Origin of the sequence: Mycolicibacterium phocaicum, from assembly GCF_010731115.1 — a bacterium.
Taxonomy (GTDB): domain Bacteria; phylum Actinomycetota; class Actinomycetes; order Mycobacteriales; family Mycobacteriaceae; genus Mycobacterium; species Mycobacterium phocaicum.
Genome location: NZ_AP022616.1, coordinates 1,797,534 through 1,811,836 on the forward strand (window position 1 = coordinate 1,797,534; position 14,303 = coordinate 1,811,836).

At 68.9% G+C, this 14,303-nt stretch carries 16 protein-coding genes; 7 read left to right on the forward strand and 9 right to left on the reverse strand.

Going from position 1 to position 14,303, the window contains the following annotated elements; genetic code table 11:
• Positions 1 to 98 precede the first annotated feature (98 nt).
• Positions 99 to 839 (reverse strand): hypothetical protein, encoded by a 741-nt coding sequence (locus tag G6N46_RS08700; RefSeq protein WP_234880597.1) that lies wholly within the window; start codon positions 837 to 839, stop codon positions 99 to 101.
• Between the two features lie 82 nt (positions 840 to 921).
• Here G6N46_RS08700 and G6N46_RS08705 point away from each other — a divergent pair, with 82 nt between their 5' ends.
• Positions 922 to 1,530: a TetR/AcrR family transcriptional regulator gene (locus G6N46_RS08705; protein WP_234880596.1), complete on the forward strand. Its 609-nt coding sequence runs from the start codon at positions 922 to 924 to the stop codon at positions 1,528 to 1,530.
• Positions 1,531 to 1,533: 3 nt separating this feature from the next.
• On the opposite strand, the gene G6N46_RS08710 is transcribed toward G6N46_RS08705, so the two are convergent.
• From G6N46_RS08710 to ctaC, 4 genes are all read right to left on the reverse strand, one after another.
• On the reverse strand, positions 1,534 to 2,205 hold the full coding sequence (locus tag G6N46_RS08710) for a DUF2561 family protein (protein WP_138248617.1): 672 nt from the start codon (positions 2,203 to 2,205) through the stop codon (positions 1,534 to 1,536).
• Positions 2,206 to 3,033: a hypothetical protein gene (locus tag G6N46_RS08715; protein ID WP_064859233.1), complete on the reverse strand. Its 828-nt coding sequence runs from the start codon at positions 3,031 to 3,033 to the stop codon at positions 2,206 to 2,208.
• Between the two features lie 187 nt (positions 3,034 to 3,220).
• Positions 3,221 to 3,640, reverse strand: coding sequence for a cytochrome c oxidase subunit 4 (locus G6N46_RS08720; RefSeq protein WP_020103569.1), 420 nt, complete (start codon positions 3,638 to 3,640; stop codon positions 3,221 to 3,223).
• A gap of 10 nt (positions 3,641 to 3,650) precedes the next feature.
• On the reverse strand, positions 3,651 to 4,691 hold the full coding sequence (gene ctaC / locus G6N46_RS08725) for an aa3-type cytochrome oxidase subunit II (protein ID WP_061002997.1): 1,041 nt from the start codon (positions 4,689 to 4,691) through the stop codon (positions 3,651 to 3,653).
• 138 nt (positions 4,692 to 4,829) lie between these two features.
• Between ctaC and asnB the strand changes: the two genes are divergently transcribed.
• Entirely contained in the window at positions 4,830 to 6,785 is a 1,956-nt protein-coding gene (gene asnB, locus G6N46_RS08730; protein WP_138248616.1) for an asparagine synthase (glutamine-hydrolyzing), read from the forward strand.
• A 75-nt stretch (positions 6,786 to 6,860) separates the two neighbouring features.
• On the opposite strand, the gene G6N46_RS08735 is transcribed toward asnB, so the two are convergent.
• Complete coding sequence (locus G6N46_RS08735; RefSeq protein WP_138248615.1) at positions 6,861 to 7,832, reverse strand: carbohydrate kinase family protein; 972 nt, start codon at positions 7,830 to 7,832, stop codon at positions 6,861 to 6,863.
• Positions 7,833 to 7,896: 64 nt separating this feature from the next.
• Between G6N46_RS08735 and G6N46_RS08740 the strand changes: the two genes are divergently transcribed.
• The gene (locus G6N46_RS08740) at positions 7,897 to 8,529 is read left to right on the forward strand and encodes an Rv0361 family membrane protein (RefSeq protein WP_138248614.1); all 633 of its coding nucleotides are present in this window, start codon (positions 7,897 to 7,899) and stop codon (positions 8,527 to 8,529) included.
• Between the two features lie 25 nt (positions 8,530 to 8,554).
• On the opposite strand, the gene G6N46_RS08745 is transcribed toward G6N46_RS08740, so the two are convergent.
• Both G6N46_RS08745 and G6N46_RS08750 read right to left on the reverse strand, forming a co-directional pair.
• A complete protein-coding gene (locus G6N46_RS08745) occupies positions 8,555 to 8,923 on the reverse strand; it encodes a HesB/IscA family protein (RefSeq protein WP_061003004.1) in 369 nt (122 codons plus the stop codon).
• 48 nt (positions 8,924 to 8,971) lie between these two features.
• The gene (locus G6N46_RS08750; RefSeq protein ID WP_138248613.1) at positions 8,972 to 10,036 is read right to left on the reverse strand and encodes a glycerate kinase family protein; all 1,065 of its coding nucleotides are present in this window, start codon (positions 10,034 to 10,036) and stop codon (positions 8,972 to 8,974) included.
• A gap of 71 nt (positions 10,037 to 10,107) precedes the next feature.
• Here G6N46_RS08750 and G6N46_RS08755 point away from each other — a divergent pair, with 71 nt between their 5' ends.
• The 4 genes from G6N46_RS08755 to G6N46_RS08770 are packed head-to-tail and all read left to right on the forward strand — an operon-like array spanning position 10,108 to position 13,101.
• Entirely contained in the window at positions 10,108 to 10,788 is a 681-nt protein-coding gene (locus tag G6N46_RS08755; protein ID WP_061001345.1) for a DUF3043 domain-containing protein, read from the forward strand.
• 5 nt (positions 10,789 to 10,793) lie between these two features.
• Positions 10,794 to 11,318, forward strand: coding sequence for a bifunctional adenosylcobinamide kinase/adenosylcobinamide-phosphate guanylyltransferase (locus tag G6N46_RS08760; protein WP_061001346.1), 525 nt, complete (start codon positions 10,794 to 10,796; stop codon positions 11,316 to 11,318).
• A complete protein-coding gene (gene cobT, locus G6N46_RS08765) occupies positions 11,315 to 12,376 on the forward strand; it encodes a nicotinate-nucleotide--dimethylbenzimidazole phosphoribosyltransferase (protein ID WP_061001347.1) in 1,062 nt (353 codons plus the stop codon). Before G6N46_RS08760 ends, cobT begins: the two co-directional genes overlap by 4 nt.
• 2 nt (positions 12,377 to 12,378) lie before the next feature.
• Positions 12,379 to 13,101, forward strand: coding sequence for an adenosylcobinamide-GDP ribazoletransferase (locus G6N46_RS08770; protein ID WP_138248612.1), 723 nt, complete (start codon positions 12,379 to 12,381; stop codon positions 13,099 to 13,101).
• A gap of 80 nt (positions 13,102 to 13,181) precedes the next feature.
• On the opposite strand, the gene G6N46_RS08775 is transcribed toward G6N46_RS08770, so the two are convergent.
• A complete protein-coding gene (locus G6N46_RS08775; RefSeq protein ID WP_061001349.1) occupies positions 13,182 to 14,300 on the reverse strand; it encodes a branched-chain amino acid aminotransferase in 1,119 nt (372 codons plus the stop codon).
• Between the last annotated feature and the right edge of the window lie 3 nt (positions 14,301 to 14,303).

Here is a 14,303-nt window from a genome sequence, read left to right on the forward strand (position 1 = left end):
CGTTTTCGGGCCCACTCCCCTACCCCGGCCTCTGATTTCCGCGCTGAGCCTGCGCTGGGGGCGAGAAAAGTCGAGTGCCCTGCGCCCTCGGCACAGACTCAACGATGTGCGAACGCCGCGGTGATCCAGTTGCCGAACTCGCACGCCAGGTGCCAGCGATGCTGAGCGATCATGTACGGCGCGGTGAGCCAAGGGAATTCGACGCACAGCCGCGCGTGGAAGCCGTTCGCCTCGTCGCGGAACTCATGCCGGACGCCGCCGATCGCGAGGCCGCTCCCGGTACGCGCGACCCCTGCCGCCTCGACGGGAAAAGCGGTATCACGAGGTGTCACGAGCGGTGACGTGTCGTCGTAGTCGACGAAGAACTGCGTCGCCAGTGGGCTGCCGCCCGTCGTTTCGACGACTTCCTGCCGTCCGTCCGCGGCGGTGTCGATGAGGAAGTGGTCGGGGTTGGCGGCGATCATGCTGTGGGCGTAGTCGTCGCGCTCGGCGGCGGTGAACCACTCGACGAATGCCGCCGCGCTGCCGCCGGTGACGTACAGGTCGCACACGCTCGTCGCGCGTCGCCCGAAGGACAGTTGCGTCGACGCGCGGGCCACGACCCCGGCCGCGCGAATGTCACGCGCCAAGCGCCGGCGGACGTCGTCGGCGCCCAGGGCCAGCTTGGCATCGGCGAAGGCTGTTCGTTGCCGGGCGAGATCGCCGGCGGGCACGGGCAGACCGATCTTGCGGGCGGCCTTCGGCAGGCGCTCGGCCTCCCAGGCGAGTACCTCGTCACGAGGCACCGCACGACCCGCGATCACGGCGTCGATGGTGAGCGTCTGGTCCGGCATGCGCATACCTCCTACACTAAAAGCATCTATGGTTGCTTTTATATGCCCCGTCGCGCCACCGGGTCAACAGTCCTGCGAGACTGAATCGGTGACGGACACCACCATCGACGCCGCCGCGGTCCCCCGACCGCGACCAGGTGGCCGATCCGCACGTGTCGTGGCGGCCGTGCACACGGCGACGCTCGAACTCCTGGCGGAAACCGGGTACGAGAGTCTGCAACTGCCAGATGTGGCCAAGCGCGCCCAGGTCAACAAGACGACCGTCTACCGCCGGTGGCCGACGAAGGCCGCACTGGTCGCCGACCTGCTGACGAGCTTCACGCAGCGCAACGTCGCCACACCGGACACCGGGTCATTGCAGGGTGACCTCGAAAAGCTCCTCGCCGACATCGTCACCGCGCTGGCCGACCGGGCCGTCCGCGCCGTCCTCTACGGCGCGCTGGCCGGCGCCGACGACAGCGACGACGTGCGGACGGCGCGGGCCAGGTTCTGGGAGGAGCGGTTCCGGCGTAGCGGCGCGGTCGTCGAACGCGCGATCACGCGGGGCGAAATCCCGCCCGGCACGGACCCGCGCGCAGTGCTCGAGATGGCTGCCAGCCCGATCTACTTCCGCGTCCTGTTCACGGCGGACGCCGTCACGCCCGACTATCTCGGCGAGACCGCCCGGCGCACCATTCGCGCGTTCGCACCGCGCTGAGCGCTAAGCCGCCCGGGCATCCTCGGCCGACGCCTCCAGCACGGCATGCAGACCGCGCAGGCAGTACCAGGGAATGGCCACCATGGCAGCGGTGATGAGGAATGCCAGGCCGTACAGGATCCAGGCCAACTCGTCGTGGCGGTCGGCCAGCATGTACGCGCCCAGGAAGATGAACAGCGTCGCGCCGCCCATGGCCGCGGCGATCCCGAGCGTGCAGCGCAGCCACAGCTGATCCACCGCCGCCACCGGAAAGCCCAGCATGCTGGTCGCCGGCGACGCCGAATAGCGGCGTACCACCGGGTCGTCGAAGGAGCGCAGGGCGCTCGTCGGAATCTCCCCGGCGGGACGACGATCGTCGGCCTCGGACGGTCCGCCCCCGAGCAGCGGCAGCGGTGCCGCCCCACCGCGACGGGCGCGCAGTAACAGCGGGATGGCGCCCACGATGACCGCCGCCGACACCGCGATGACGGAGTACAGCAGCCACGGCGTATGCGACGATTCCGCACCCGACGGGTGCCGGGTACCAAGGTCCACCATGGCGACGACAGCGGCCACCCCGGCGCCCAGGGCCGCCAGCCACACGGCGACGGAGCCGCCGAGCAGAAGACGGTCCAACTGCTCGGGGTTGCCGCCGGTCACTCGCGACCGGGTTGAAGTCTCAGCGTTGTACGGCATTTAACAGCTCGTCTGCCAATCATCGTTTGTCTGCGAGGCCAGCGTCTGGCCGTCGCTGGTCACAATCGAACAGTTCAGGTGGCTCAGCCGCAGCAGGCTGGAGGCCTGCACCGAGCCCACATCGGACATCGAGATCGGTGTCAGAGTGATCATCCACGGGATGTAGACGTTCTGCTGGGTGCGCTGGCGGCCCGCGGCGTCGGTGTACGTCACCGAAATACGGTCCAGCGGCGCCTTCGTGCCCCAAATCCGGTACGTGACATACCGCGGTCCGGTCGGCGGCGCCGACGTCGTGGCCGGCGGCGCGGCCGCGGCGCTGCTGGGCGGCGGAGGCGGTGGCTCCTCCGACGGGGGTGGTGGCGGCGGCTGGGTCACGGTCACCGTCGACGGGGGTGGCGGAGGCGGCGGTGGCGGGGGCGCCTCGGTTGTCGTGGACGGAGGCGGCGGCGTGGTCGTGGTGGTGAACTCGTCCTGGAACGGCGGCGCCGACGTCGTGCTGGTCGACGGCGTCGCCACGTTCTCCGAGCTGGTGTTGCGGGTCACCAGGATGGCGACGGACGCCACCAGCGAGATGGCGGCGATGATCGCGACGACACCGACGACCCACGGCCACCGCGGCGGCGGGGCGTCATCGGCGTCGGGTTTGGCCTCGTAGCTGTCGTAGTCGTACAGCGCCGGCTCCGGCGGCACGTACGGGGCGATGGTGAAGTGCTCGGACTCGGGCGCCGAGTAGGCCTGCGAATAGATCTCGGTTTCGCCGGTGCCTTCACCGACGCCCGATGACTCCCGGGCCGCATCATCCGAGCCCGGGGAATGTGACCCGCTCACGTACGCCTATCCCTCTCGACCACTGTGTCGCTGCAGCTGCGGAACGTCGCTCACGGCGACATTCCAGCCTTCGGCAGACATTACCCAACATGGGCCCGGCATGGCCGTACCGGACGGTGCCAGAGGACCATCTGACATACGGTTGTGACCTGACCGCAGAGCGATCAGGTCACAGGGGCCGTATGTGTCAGTGCTTCTCGGGGCCGGTGTAGTACTCGAACACCAGGCCGGCGACGGTGGCCAGCACGAAGCAGACGCCGGCGACGATCAGCCAGGGCAGCCACAGGCCGATACCGACCGCGGTGGTCGAGGCCGACAGGGCGATCAGCAGCGGCCACCAGCTGTGCGGGCTGAAGAAGCCCAGCTCGCCGGCGCCGTCGGAGACCTCGGCGTCTTCGTAGTCCTCGGGCCGGGTGTCGAGGCGACGGGCCACGAACCGGAAGAACGTGCCGATGATCAGCGACAGACCGGTGGTCAGCACCAGCGCGGTGGTGCCGGCCCACTCGATGCCACCGTTCGCGTACAGCGCGGTCAGCGCGCCGTAGCCGACGGTCGCCAAGGCGAAGAAGGCAGTCAGAATCTCGAAAAGTCGGGCTTCGATATGCATGGCGTATCCCCTACTTGCTCGCCTGAGCGGGCGAACCGACCTGCTCGCCGCGGCGAGAGTCGAACGGATGGGTCGTCTGGGCCACCGGCGGCAGACCGATCGAGACCAGAGCGTCGGCGTTGGTCGCCTTCGGGTGATCGATGCGGTACTGCAGGTAAGCCTTGAACTGCTCCGGCTCCACGACGCGTACCTCGAAGTTCATCATCGAGTGGTACGTGCCGCACATCTCGGTGCAGCGGCCGACGAACGGACCTGTCTTCTCGATCTCGGTGACCTGGAAGATGTTGTCCGAGTGGTTGGCCTCGGGGTTCGGGATGACGTCCCGCTTGAACAGGAACTCCGGCACCCAGAAGCCGTGGATGACGTCGGCCGAGGCGATCTGGAACTCGATGCGCTTGCCCTTCGGCAGGACCAGGATCGGAATCTCGGTGCTGGTGCCGATGGTCTCGACCTTGTCGAAGTTCAGGTAGCTGCGGTCCTCGGGGTTCTCGCCGCGGATCGCGCCGACCTTCTCCTCGCCGTGCTCGTCCTTGCCCTCGGGCTTGGACTTCATGGCTTCCTTGCGGGCGGCGTCGGCGCCGTCGTAGGAGAAGGTGTTGTCCTTGAAGGCGACCTTCTGGTAGCCGAACTTCCAGTTCCACTGGAAAGCGGTGACGTCGATGGTGACCTCAGCAGGCTTGCTGTGGTCCATCATCTTCTCCTGCACCACGACGGTGAAGTAGAAGAGCACCGAGATGATGAGGAACGGCACGACGGTCAGCACCAGTTCCAGCGGCATGTTGTAGCCGAACTGACGGGGCAGCTCAGTGTCGGTCTTCTTCTTGCGGTGGAACGCCATCGCCCAGAAGATCAGCGCCCACACGATGGCGCCGACCACGAACGAAGCGATAACCGACCACACCCAGAGGTCACGGTTTGCGTGCGCTTCTGGCGTGATGCCGGTCGGCCAACCCAGGCCGAAGACTTCCTGCCAGCTGCATCCGCTGAGCAGCAGCGTCGACGCGCCGAGAATGGCGGACAACGCCACCAAACGGAGCCCGCGAGCGGTCACGTTGAGGCCCTCCTAGAGGTCGGTCAAGCCGGTCGAATACTACGCAGCGTAGACCACGCCCACGGTGCCGAGCGAAGCGACCGGCCAATCGGCAGCGCCGGTTCTGAGTTCACCTGCCTGAACAGGCATACTGGCGCCGTGTGCGGACTGCTGGCCTACCTGGCCGACCCTGTTGCCGACCATTCCACTGACCTGGTGAACGCCGTTTCGGATGCCACGCATCCGATGCGCCACCGGGGCCCGGACGAGTCGGGCGCATGGGCCGACGACAGCGATCCGACCGACGGACACCACACCGTCGTCTTCGGCTTCAACCGGCTCTCCATCATCGACATCGCGCACAGCCACCAGCCGCTGCGCTGGGGTCCGCCGGAGTCGCCGAACCGCTACGCGCTGGTGTTCAACGGCGAGATCTACAACTACCTCGAGCTCCGGGAAGAACTGCGGACCGAGTTCGGCGCCGAATTCGCCACCGAAGGCGACAGCGAGGCGATCGTCGCCGCCTACCACTACTGGGGCACCGCGGCGCTGGGCCGCCTGCGCGGCATGTTCGCCTTCGCGCTGTGGGACACCGAGACCCGTGAGTTGTTCTGCGCGCGTGATCCGTTCGGCATCAAGCCGCTGTACCTGGCGACGGGCCCCGGCGGCACGATCGTCGGCAGTGAGAAGAAGTGCATCCTCGACCTCGCGGCGCGCGCCGGCATCGACCTGAGCATCGACGAGCGCGCCGTCCAGCACTACACGGTGCTGCAGTACGTGCCCGAACCCGAGACACTGCAGCGCGGAATCCGTCGGCTGGAGTCGGGCAGCTACGCCCGCATCCGGCCGGGCCAGCAGCCCGAGGTGACGCGCTACTTCAAGCCGAAGTTCAGCGCTGTGCCATTTGTCACAGGGCAGGAGCAGGCCCGGTACGACGAGATCACCGCGGTTCTGGAGGATTCGGTCGCCAAGCACATGCGGGCCGACGTCACCGTCGGTGCGTTCCTGTCGGGAGGTATCGACTCCACCGCCATCGCCGCGCTGGCGATGCGGCACAACCCCAAACTGATCACGTTCACGACGGGCTTTGAGCGCGAAGGCTTTTCCGAGGTCGACGTGGCCGTCGCCTCCGCCGAGGCCATCGGCGCGCGGCACGTGACCAAGGTGGTGAGCCAGGCCGAGTTCGTCGAGGCACTGCCCGAGATCGTCTGGTATCTGGACGAGCCGGTGGCCGACCCGGCGCTGGTGCCCCTGTTCTTCATCGCCCGCGAGGCCCGCAAGCACGTCAAGGTCGTGCTCTCCGGCGAGGGCGCCGACGAACTGTTCGGCGGTTACACCATCTACCGGGAACCGTTGTCGCTCAAGGCTTTTGATCGCGTACCGCGGGGACTGCGGCGCGGGCTCGGCAAGGCTTCGAAATCACTGCCGGACGGTATGCGCGGCAAGAGCCTGCTGCACCGCGGGTCGCTGACGCTCGAGGAGCGTTACTACGGCAACGCCCGCAGCTTCTCCGACGAGCAGCTGCAGTCGACCCTCGCGCAGTTCGATCCCGAATGGACCCACACCGATGTGACGGCGCCGATCTACGCCGAGTCCGCGGGCTGGGACCCGGTGGCGCGCATGCAGCACCTGGACCTGTTCACCTGGCTGCGCGGCGACATCCTGGTCAAGGCCGACAAGATGACGATGGCCAATTCACTGGAACTGCGGGTGCCGTTCCTGGACCCGGAGGTGTTCGCGGTGGCATCCAAGCTGCCGTACGACCAGAAGATCACGCGCACCACCACGAAGTACGCGCTGCGCCGGGCGCTCGAGCCCATCGTGCCCCCTCATGTGCTGCACCGCGCGAAGCTGGGTTTCCCGGTGCCGATCCGGCACTGGCTGCGTTCGGGCGAGCTGCTGGAGTGGGCGTACGCGACGGTCAACGCGTCGCAGGCCGGGCATCTGATCGACCTCGACGCCGTCCGCGAGATGCTCGAGGAGCACCGCAACGGCGTCAGCGATCACAGCCGCCGGCTGTGGACGGTGCTGATCTTCATGCTGTGGCACGCCATCTTCATCGAGGGCAGCGTCACGCCGCGGATCAGCGAGCCCGTCTACCCCGTCGAACTCTGACCCATACGACGAAAGTGCGGGAAATGACCGCGAATTCGCACTGAATTCGGTCGTTTCCCGCACTTTCGGCGGTTATCAGCTCAGGGCTGCGGCGATCTCGTCAGCGGCCTCGGCACCGAACGCGTCCGACAGCCGCGGCAGCGCGGTGGCCTTGTCCCAGGTCCATTCCTGCGGACCCGGCGCCTCGAGGACCAGCGTGGCCACGAGCGAGGCCAGCTGAGCGGCCCGTTCCAGACTCAGGCCGGCGCCGCGGCCGGTGAGGAAACCGGCGCGGAACGCGTCACCGATGCCGGTCGGGTCGACCTTCTCGTTCTCGGGCACCACGTCGACGTGGACGAACGAACCGTCGCCGACGATGTCGACGCCCTTCTCCCCCAGCGTGGTGACCCGGAGCTGGATCTGGCTCATCACCTCGGCCTCGGACCAGCCGGACTTCTGCAGCAGCAGGTCCCACTCGTAGTCGTTGGTGAACAGGTAGGTGGCGCCGTCGATGAGGCGACGGATCTCCTCGCCGGACAACCGGGCCAGCTGCTGGCTGGGGTCCGCGGCGAACGGCAGACCCAACTTCCGGCATTCCTCGGTGTGCAGGAACATGGCCTCGGGGTCGTTGGCGCCGATGATCACGAGCTCGGGCTCGCCCTGGGCGGCGACGAGGTCGGCCAGTTTGATGTTGCGTGCTTCGGACATGGCGCCGGGATAGAACGACGCCAACTGCGCCATGTCCTCGTCGGTGGTGCAAACGAATCGTGCGGTGTAGGCGGAGTCGGACACCAGCACCTGCGAGCAGTCGACGCCGTGCGACGTCAGCCAGCCGCGGTAATCGTCGAAGTCCTTGCCCACCGCGCCGACCAGCGTCGGGCTACCACCCAGGATGCCGATGGCGTAGGCGATGTTGCCCGCGACGCCGCCGCGGTGCACGACCAGGTCGTCGACCAAGAAGCTCAGCGACACCTTCTGCAGGTGTTCGGCCAGCAACTGCTCGGCGAATCGGCCCGGGAAGCGCATCAAATGGTCGGTCGCGATCGATCCGGTCACGGCAATGGTCATTCGGCGAGCTTACCCAGGCTGACGCCCCGGCCCGCCTGCGCGGGTGCGCTAGCCTGTGGTCAACATGGACGGCGCATATCCGTACCCGGAATCGATCCCCCCGCAGCCGGGTCCGGGGAACCCCACATTCGGAGCCCCTTTCGGCGGCCCGCCTCCGGCCTACCCGACGACGCTGCCACCGGCCGTGGAGTACCCGTCGGGCGGCGGAAGCAACAAGAAGCGCATCCTGCTGGTCGTCGGCGCGGTCGTCGCGGTCGTCGCCGTCATCGGCGGCATCATCTTCGCGGTGCGCAGCACCAGCGATCGCGGTCTGGCCGATGCCATCGCCAAGTCCGCGATCCAGGGCTACCTCAACGCGTTGCTGCATCAGGACAAGCAGACCGTGGCGCGCCATGCGCTCTGCGGCCTGTACGACGGCATCAAGGATCACGCCACGGATTACACGGTGGCGAATCTGGCCAGTGATGCGTTCCGCAAGCAGTTCGGTCAGGCGGATGTGACGTCGATCGACAAGATCGTGATGCTGTCCCCGAATCAGGCGCAGGTGCTGTTCACCATGAAGGTGGCGCCGTCAGGCCGGCTGCCGCGCGGTTCGGGACCCAAGAACAACGAATTCCAGGCTGTCGCTCAGCTGCTGGTGCAGCCGCGCGAGACCCTGGTCTGCTCGTACCTGCCGCGCCCGGCGGACTCCCTGTAGGAGGCCGCCGGACCGGCCGGTTGAATCAGTTGAACGAATCGCCGCAGGCGCAGGAGCCGGTGGCGTTCGGGTTGTCGATCGTGAAGCCCTGCTTCTCGATGGTGTCGACAAAGTCGATGGTCGCGCCCTGCACGTAGGGGGCACTCATCCGGTCGACGGTCAGATTGACGCCGCCGACGTTGGTGGTGAGATCACCATCGAGGGTGCGGTCATCGAAGAACAGGTTGTACCGCAGGCCGGCGCAGCCGCCCGGTTGCACGGCGATACGCAGCGCGAGGTCGTCACGGCCTTCCTGATCCAGCAGGGCCTTGGCCTTGGCGGCCGCAGCGTCGGACAAGATCACGCCGTGGGTCTCGGTCGAGGTACCGGTGGTGGTCGCGTCCTCAACAGTCATTGCTTCTCCCTGGTGCACACTCGATTGCCTGGCAATATCCAGGCACCATCAACGGTACCTTGTCGGGCCGTTATTCCCGAGTTCAGCGGCTACGCCTGCAGCTAACCCGGCCAGCTGGTTGGCCGCATCGCTGATGGCGAGCTCCACCGAACCGGCGTGGTCGACGATCGAATGGGCTGCCGCGACGCCGGCACCGGCCAGCGCTGACGGGTCCAGCGCCACCTGTCCGGCCAGTACCAGGACGGGCTTGCCGCCCGCCTGGCCGACCAGGGCGCTGATCACCTTGCCGTGCAGCGACTGGTCGTCGAACCGGCCCTCACCCGTGATGACCAGGTCAGCGGCGGCCAGGTCCGCGGCCAGCCCGGTATGGGTGGCGATGACCGTCGCGCCCGATTCGCGCCGTCCGCCCAGCGCCAGCAGCGCCGCTCCCAGCCCGCCGGCGGCGCCGGCTCCGGGCTCGACGGCGACGTCGCGGCCGGCCACCGATTCGAGTTCACGGGCCCACGCCATGAGCCGCTGCTCCAGCAGCACCACCGTGGCCGGATCTGCGCCCTTCTGCGGGCCGAACACCGCGGCGGCACCCATCGGACCGAGCAGCGGGTGCTCCACGTCGGAGGCGACGACGACCTCGATGCCGGCGAGCCTCCGAGATGCTGGCGTCAGGCCGCCCAGCGCCGCGACAAGCCCCTGGCCACCGTCGGTGCACGAGCTGCCGCCGAGCCCCACGACCACCTTCGTCGCGCCCGCGGTCAGCGCCGCGTCCACCAGTTGCCCCACCCCGAAGCTGGTGGCGTCGAGCGCGGTCCGCACGGTGGGCGGCCCGCCCAGCAGCGCCAATCCGCAGGCCTGCGCGCACTCGATGTACGCGGTGTCCTGGTGCAGCACCCAGTGCGCGGTGACGTCGCGGTCCAGCGGGCCGCGCACCGTGGCCGCCTGCAGACCGCCCAGCCGTTCGGCCAGGACGTCGACGAAGCCCGGGCCGCCGTCGGACTGCGGCGCGAGCACCAGCGTGTCGGCCGGCCGCGCGGCGGCCCAGCCCGCGGCGATGGCCGCCGCGGCCGCCACGGCGGTGAGGCTGTCGCCATAGCAGTCGGGGGCGACTAGGACTCTCATCGGAGCAGGTTAAGCCGCCCACGGCTCGGGTGCATGACGGCCGACGGCGGCGACCGAAGTAACCTGACAGCGTGAATCTGCTGGGCCGCAAGAAGGACAACGCCGACTCCGGAGACGAGAGTGGCAATGCTGACGACGTCGACATGACAGTTGACGCGGGCGACGACGCCGGGGCCCGGACCACCGCGCCCAAGGGTCGCCCCACTCCCAAGCAGAGCGCGAACCGTAAGCGCGGCCCGGTCGCACCGGCGCCGATGACGACGGCCGAGGCCCGCAAGCGCCGCAAGGAGCTGCGCAACTCGAAGTCGAAGGAAGAGCGCAAGGCCGACCGCGTGGCCCGCCGCGCCGACATGGATGCGCGCCGCGCCAAGATGATGGCCGGCGACGAGGCCTACCTGTTGCCCCGTGACAAGGGCCCGGTCAAGCGCTACGTCCGCGACCTCGTCGACTCCCGGCGCAACGTGCTGGGGCTGTTCATGCCGTCGGCGCTGGTGCTGGTGTTCTTCATGATGGCGCTGCCGCCGGTGCAGACCCAGGGCCTGCTGTCGGTCGCGATGCTGGGTCTGATGGTCATCATGGCCATCGACGGCGTCCTGCTCAGCCGGCGCATCAACAAGCGAGTCGACGCGAAGTTCCCGGGCAACACCGAAAGCGGTTGGAAGCTGGGCTTTTACGCGTCCAGCCGGGCTTCGCAGCTGCGCCGCATGCGTGTGCCGAAGCCGCAGGTCAACCGCGGAGACAAGGTCGACTGAGCCCGGTGCGCACCCTGGTGCTCGGCGGCATCCGGTCGGGAAAGTCGCAGTGGGCCGAGGACTGGATCGCCCGTGCGGCGGGTCCGGACGGGCCGGTGCGCTACGTCGCGACCGGGTCCGTCGACGGCGACGCCGACTTCGCCGCCCGGGTTTCGGCCCATCAGAACCGTCGCCCGGTGCACTGGTCGACCGTCGAATCCGCTGACGTGGCAGCTACTTTGCGCGACTCGGCCGCCACGATGGTCGATGACATCGGCGGATGGCTCGTCGCCGCGATGGACCGGCGCGCCGCCTGGACCGGCGGCTCGATCCAGACCGATGTCGACGAATTGGCCTCCGCGGTCAGCGAATTCACCGCGCCACTGGCCCTGGTCAGCCCAGAGGTGGGCCTGACCGTCGTCCCCGCCACGGAATCGGGCCGCCGGTTCGCCGACCAACTGGGCTCGCTCAACCAGCGCCTGGCCGCGGTCTGCGACCGCGTGGTGCTGGTGGTGGCCGGCCAGCCTCTCACCGTCAAGGAGCCCAGATGAGCGATCCCCGCGCCCAGTTCCCCGATCTCACCAAACCCGACGCCGACGTGCGCGAGGCTGCCCTCGCGCGTCAGCTCACCTTGACCAAGCCGCCGGGCGCGCTGGGACGCCTCGAGGATTTGTCGGTCTGGGTGTCGGCGTGCCAGGGCGTCTGTCCGCCAAAGCAATTCGAGCGGGCGCGGATCGTGGTGTTCGCCGGCGACCACGGCGTGACGGCATCGGGCGTCTCCGCGTTCCCGTCAGAGGTCACCGCGCAGATGGTGGCGAACTTCGACGCCGGCGGCGCCGCCATCAACGTGCTGGCCGAGGTGGCCGGCGCCACCGTGCGCGTGGCCGACATCGCCGTCGACGGTGAGGCCCACTCCCCCGCGATCGGCGCCCACAAGGTGCGGCGCGGCAGCGGCAACATCGCCGTCGAGGACGCGCTGTCGACCGAGGAGGCCATCGCGGCGATCGCGGCGGGTCGCACCATCGCCGATCAGGAGGTCGACGCGGGTGCCGACCTGCTCATCGCCGGCGACATGGGCATCGGAAACACCACTCCGGCAACGACTCTGGTCGCCGCTCTGACGGCGACCGAGCCCGTTGCCGTCGTGGGCCGCGGCACCGGTGTCGACGACGAGGGCTGGGCGCGCAAGACCGCGGCGATCCGCGACGCGCTGTTCCGTGCCCGCCAGGTCAAGGCCGATCCCGTTGCGCTGCTTGCCGTTTGCGGCGGTGCCGACCTGGCCGCCATGGCCGGTTTCCTGGCCCAGGCCGCCCTGCGACGTACGCCGGTGCTGCTCGACGGCATGGTGGTGACGGCGGCCGCGCTCGTCGCCGACCGGCTGGCCCCCGGCGCGAAGACCTGGTGGCAGGCCGCGCACCTGTCGACCGAACCCGCTCATGCGGTGGCACTGCAGCGCCTGCAGCTGACCCCGATCCTGGACCTCGGCATGCGCCTGGGCGAAGGCAGCGGCGCGGCGGTGGCGCTGCCGGTGCTGCGGGCCGCGGTCGCGACGCTGGCGTCCATGGCCACATTCGGCGAGGCGAACGTCACCGACAAACCCGCCCACTGACTGTGATCGGTTCCCTCGCTTCGGCTTTCGCGTTCAGCACCGTCCTGCCGGTGCGCAGTGACCGGCCGTTCGGCCGCGGCACACTGACCGCACTGCCGGCCGTGGGCGTCGTTCTCGGCGGTATCGCCGCGGCCGTGGTGTGGGGCGCCGGGCAGGTGTACATGACCGGCCCGCTCGCCGGGTTGCTCGCGGTGGCGGTGCTGCTCCTGCTGACCCGTGGCCTGCACATCGACGGGCTGTCCGACACCGTCGACGGCCTCGGCTGCTACGGACCGCCTGAGCGGGCCCTGGCCGTCATGCGCGGCGGCACCGCGGGCCCGTTCGGGGTGGCCGCGATCGTGGTCGCGATCGGCGCACAGAGCATGACGTTCGCCGCGCTGAGCCCGGTGGCGGTCGTCATCGCCGTCACTGCGGGCCGCGTCGCCGCCCTGACGGCCTGCCGCACGTCGGTACCGGCGGCACCGGGCAGCACGCTGGGTGCGATGGTTGCCGGTAGCCAACCGGTATGGGTGGTCGCGGCGTGGACGGTGGCGGTCGCGGCCGCATCGGCGTGGGCGACGCCGCGGTTGTGGCAGGGCCCGGTCGTCGTACTCGTCGCCCTGGGGGTCACCGCGCTACTGGTGGCGCACTGCGTCCGCCGGTTCGGCGGGATCACCGGCGACGTGCTGGGCGCGGCCGTCGAGATCACGACGACGCTGACGGCGCTGGGACTCGCTGCCCACTAGCCGCAAACCTCGTTGACACTGCGGCCAGGGCGCTGCTTACTCGCACCTTTGCGCCGTAGCCGCAGCGTCAACGCAGGAAACTATCCCAGCCGGGTCATCCAATTGTGGGTGTCGGCGAACGTGCCGCGCTGGATTCCCGTGAGGGTGTCGCGCAGCGCCATGGTGACCTCACCGGGCTGGCCATCACCGATGGTGAACTCGCCGGCCGATTCGCCGTGGCCGTACTTCACGTGCGCGACCGGGGTGATGACGGCCGCGGTACCACAGGCGAACACCTCGGTGATCTCGCCCGCAGCGGCCTTCTTCTGCCACTCGTCGATGTCGATCTTGCGTTCCTCGACGGCGAAGCCGGCGTCAACGGCCAACTGCAGCAACGAATCCCGCGTGATGCCGGGCAGCAGCGAACCGGACAGCTCCGGGGTGACCAGCCGCGCCGAACCACCGCTGCCGAACACGAAGAACAGGTTCATGCCACCCATCTCTTCGACGTACCGGCGCTCGATGGCGTCCAGCCAGACCACCTGGTCGCAACCCATCTCGGCGGCCTGCGCCTGCGCGAGCAACGAGGCGGCGTAGTTGCCACCGAACTTGGCCGCACCGGTGCCACCGGGGCTGGCCCGCACGTACTCGGTGGACAGGTACACCGACACCGGCTTGATGCCGCCCTTGAAGTAGGCGCCGGCCGGCGAGCCGATCACCAGGTAGCGGTACTCGTTGGCGGGCCGCACGCCCAGGCCCGGCTCGGTGGCGATGATGAACGGCCGCAGGTACAGCGACGCCTCACCACCGGCAGCGGGCACCCACTCGTTGTCGACGGCGATCAGCTGACGCAGCGACTCGACGAAGACGTCCTCGGGCAGCTCCGGGATGGCCAGGCGCCGGCACGACGACTGCAGTCGGGCGGCGTTGGCCTCCGGGCGGAACGACACGATCGAGCCGTCATTCCAGCGGTACGCCTTCAGACCTTCGAAGACCTCCTGCGCGTAGTGCAGGACGATGGCCGACGGATCCAGCTCGATGGGGCCGTACTCGGTGACCCGCGCGTCATGCCAGCCGCGGTCGACGGTGTAGTCGATGGCCACCATGTGGTCGGTGTGGAACCGCCCGAATCCGGGGTCGGCCAGAACCTGGGCCCTTACCTCGTCGCTCGCCGGGTTGCTCGCGCGCGAAACGGTGAATTCGAGGGGGCCATCGGTCATATG

Excerpts from the sequence above, each read along its gene's own strand:
- G6N46_RS08740 (WP_138248614.1), top strand. The coding sequence starts at position 7,897 with ATGGACGGCGCATATCCGTACCCGGAATCGATCCCCCCGCAGCCGGGT.
- G6N46_RS08745 (WP_061003004.1), bottom strand. The coding sequence starts at position 8,923 with ATGACTGTTGAGGACGCGACCACCACCGGTACCTCGACCGAGACCCAC.
- G6N46_RS08700 (WP_234880597.1), bottom strand. The coding sequence starts at position 839 with ATGCGCATGCCGGACCAGACGCTCACCATCGACGCCGTGATCGCGGGT.
- cobT (WP_061001347.1), top strand. The coding sequence starts at position 11,315 with ATGAGCGATCCCCGCGCCCAGTTCCCCGATCTCACCAAACCCGACGCC.
- G6N46_RS08710 (WP_138248617.1), bottom strand. The coding sequence starts at position 2,205 with ATGCCGTACAACGCTGAGACTTCAACCCGGTCGCGAGTGACCGGCGGC.
- G6N46_RS08720 (WP_020103569.1), bottom strand. The coding sequence starts at position 3,640 with ATGCATATCGAAGCCCGACTTTTCGAGATTCTGACTGCCTTCTTCGCC.
- G6N46_RS08735 (WP_138248615.1), bottom strand. The coding sequence starts at position 7,832 with ATGACCATTGCCGTGACCGGATCGATCGCGACCGACCATTTGATGCGC.
- G6N46_RS08750 (WP_138248613.1), bottom strand. The coding sequence starts at position 10,036 with ATGAGAGTCCTAGTCGCCCCCGACTGCTATGGCGACAGCCTCACCGCC.
- G6N46_RS08775 (WP_061001349.1), bottom strand. The coding sequence starts at position 14,300 with ATGACCGATGGCCCCCTCGAATTCACCGTTTCGCGCGCGAGCAACCCG.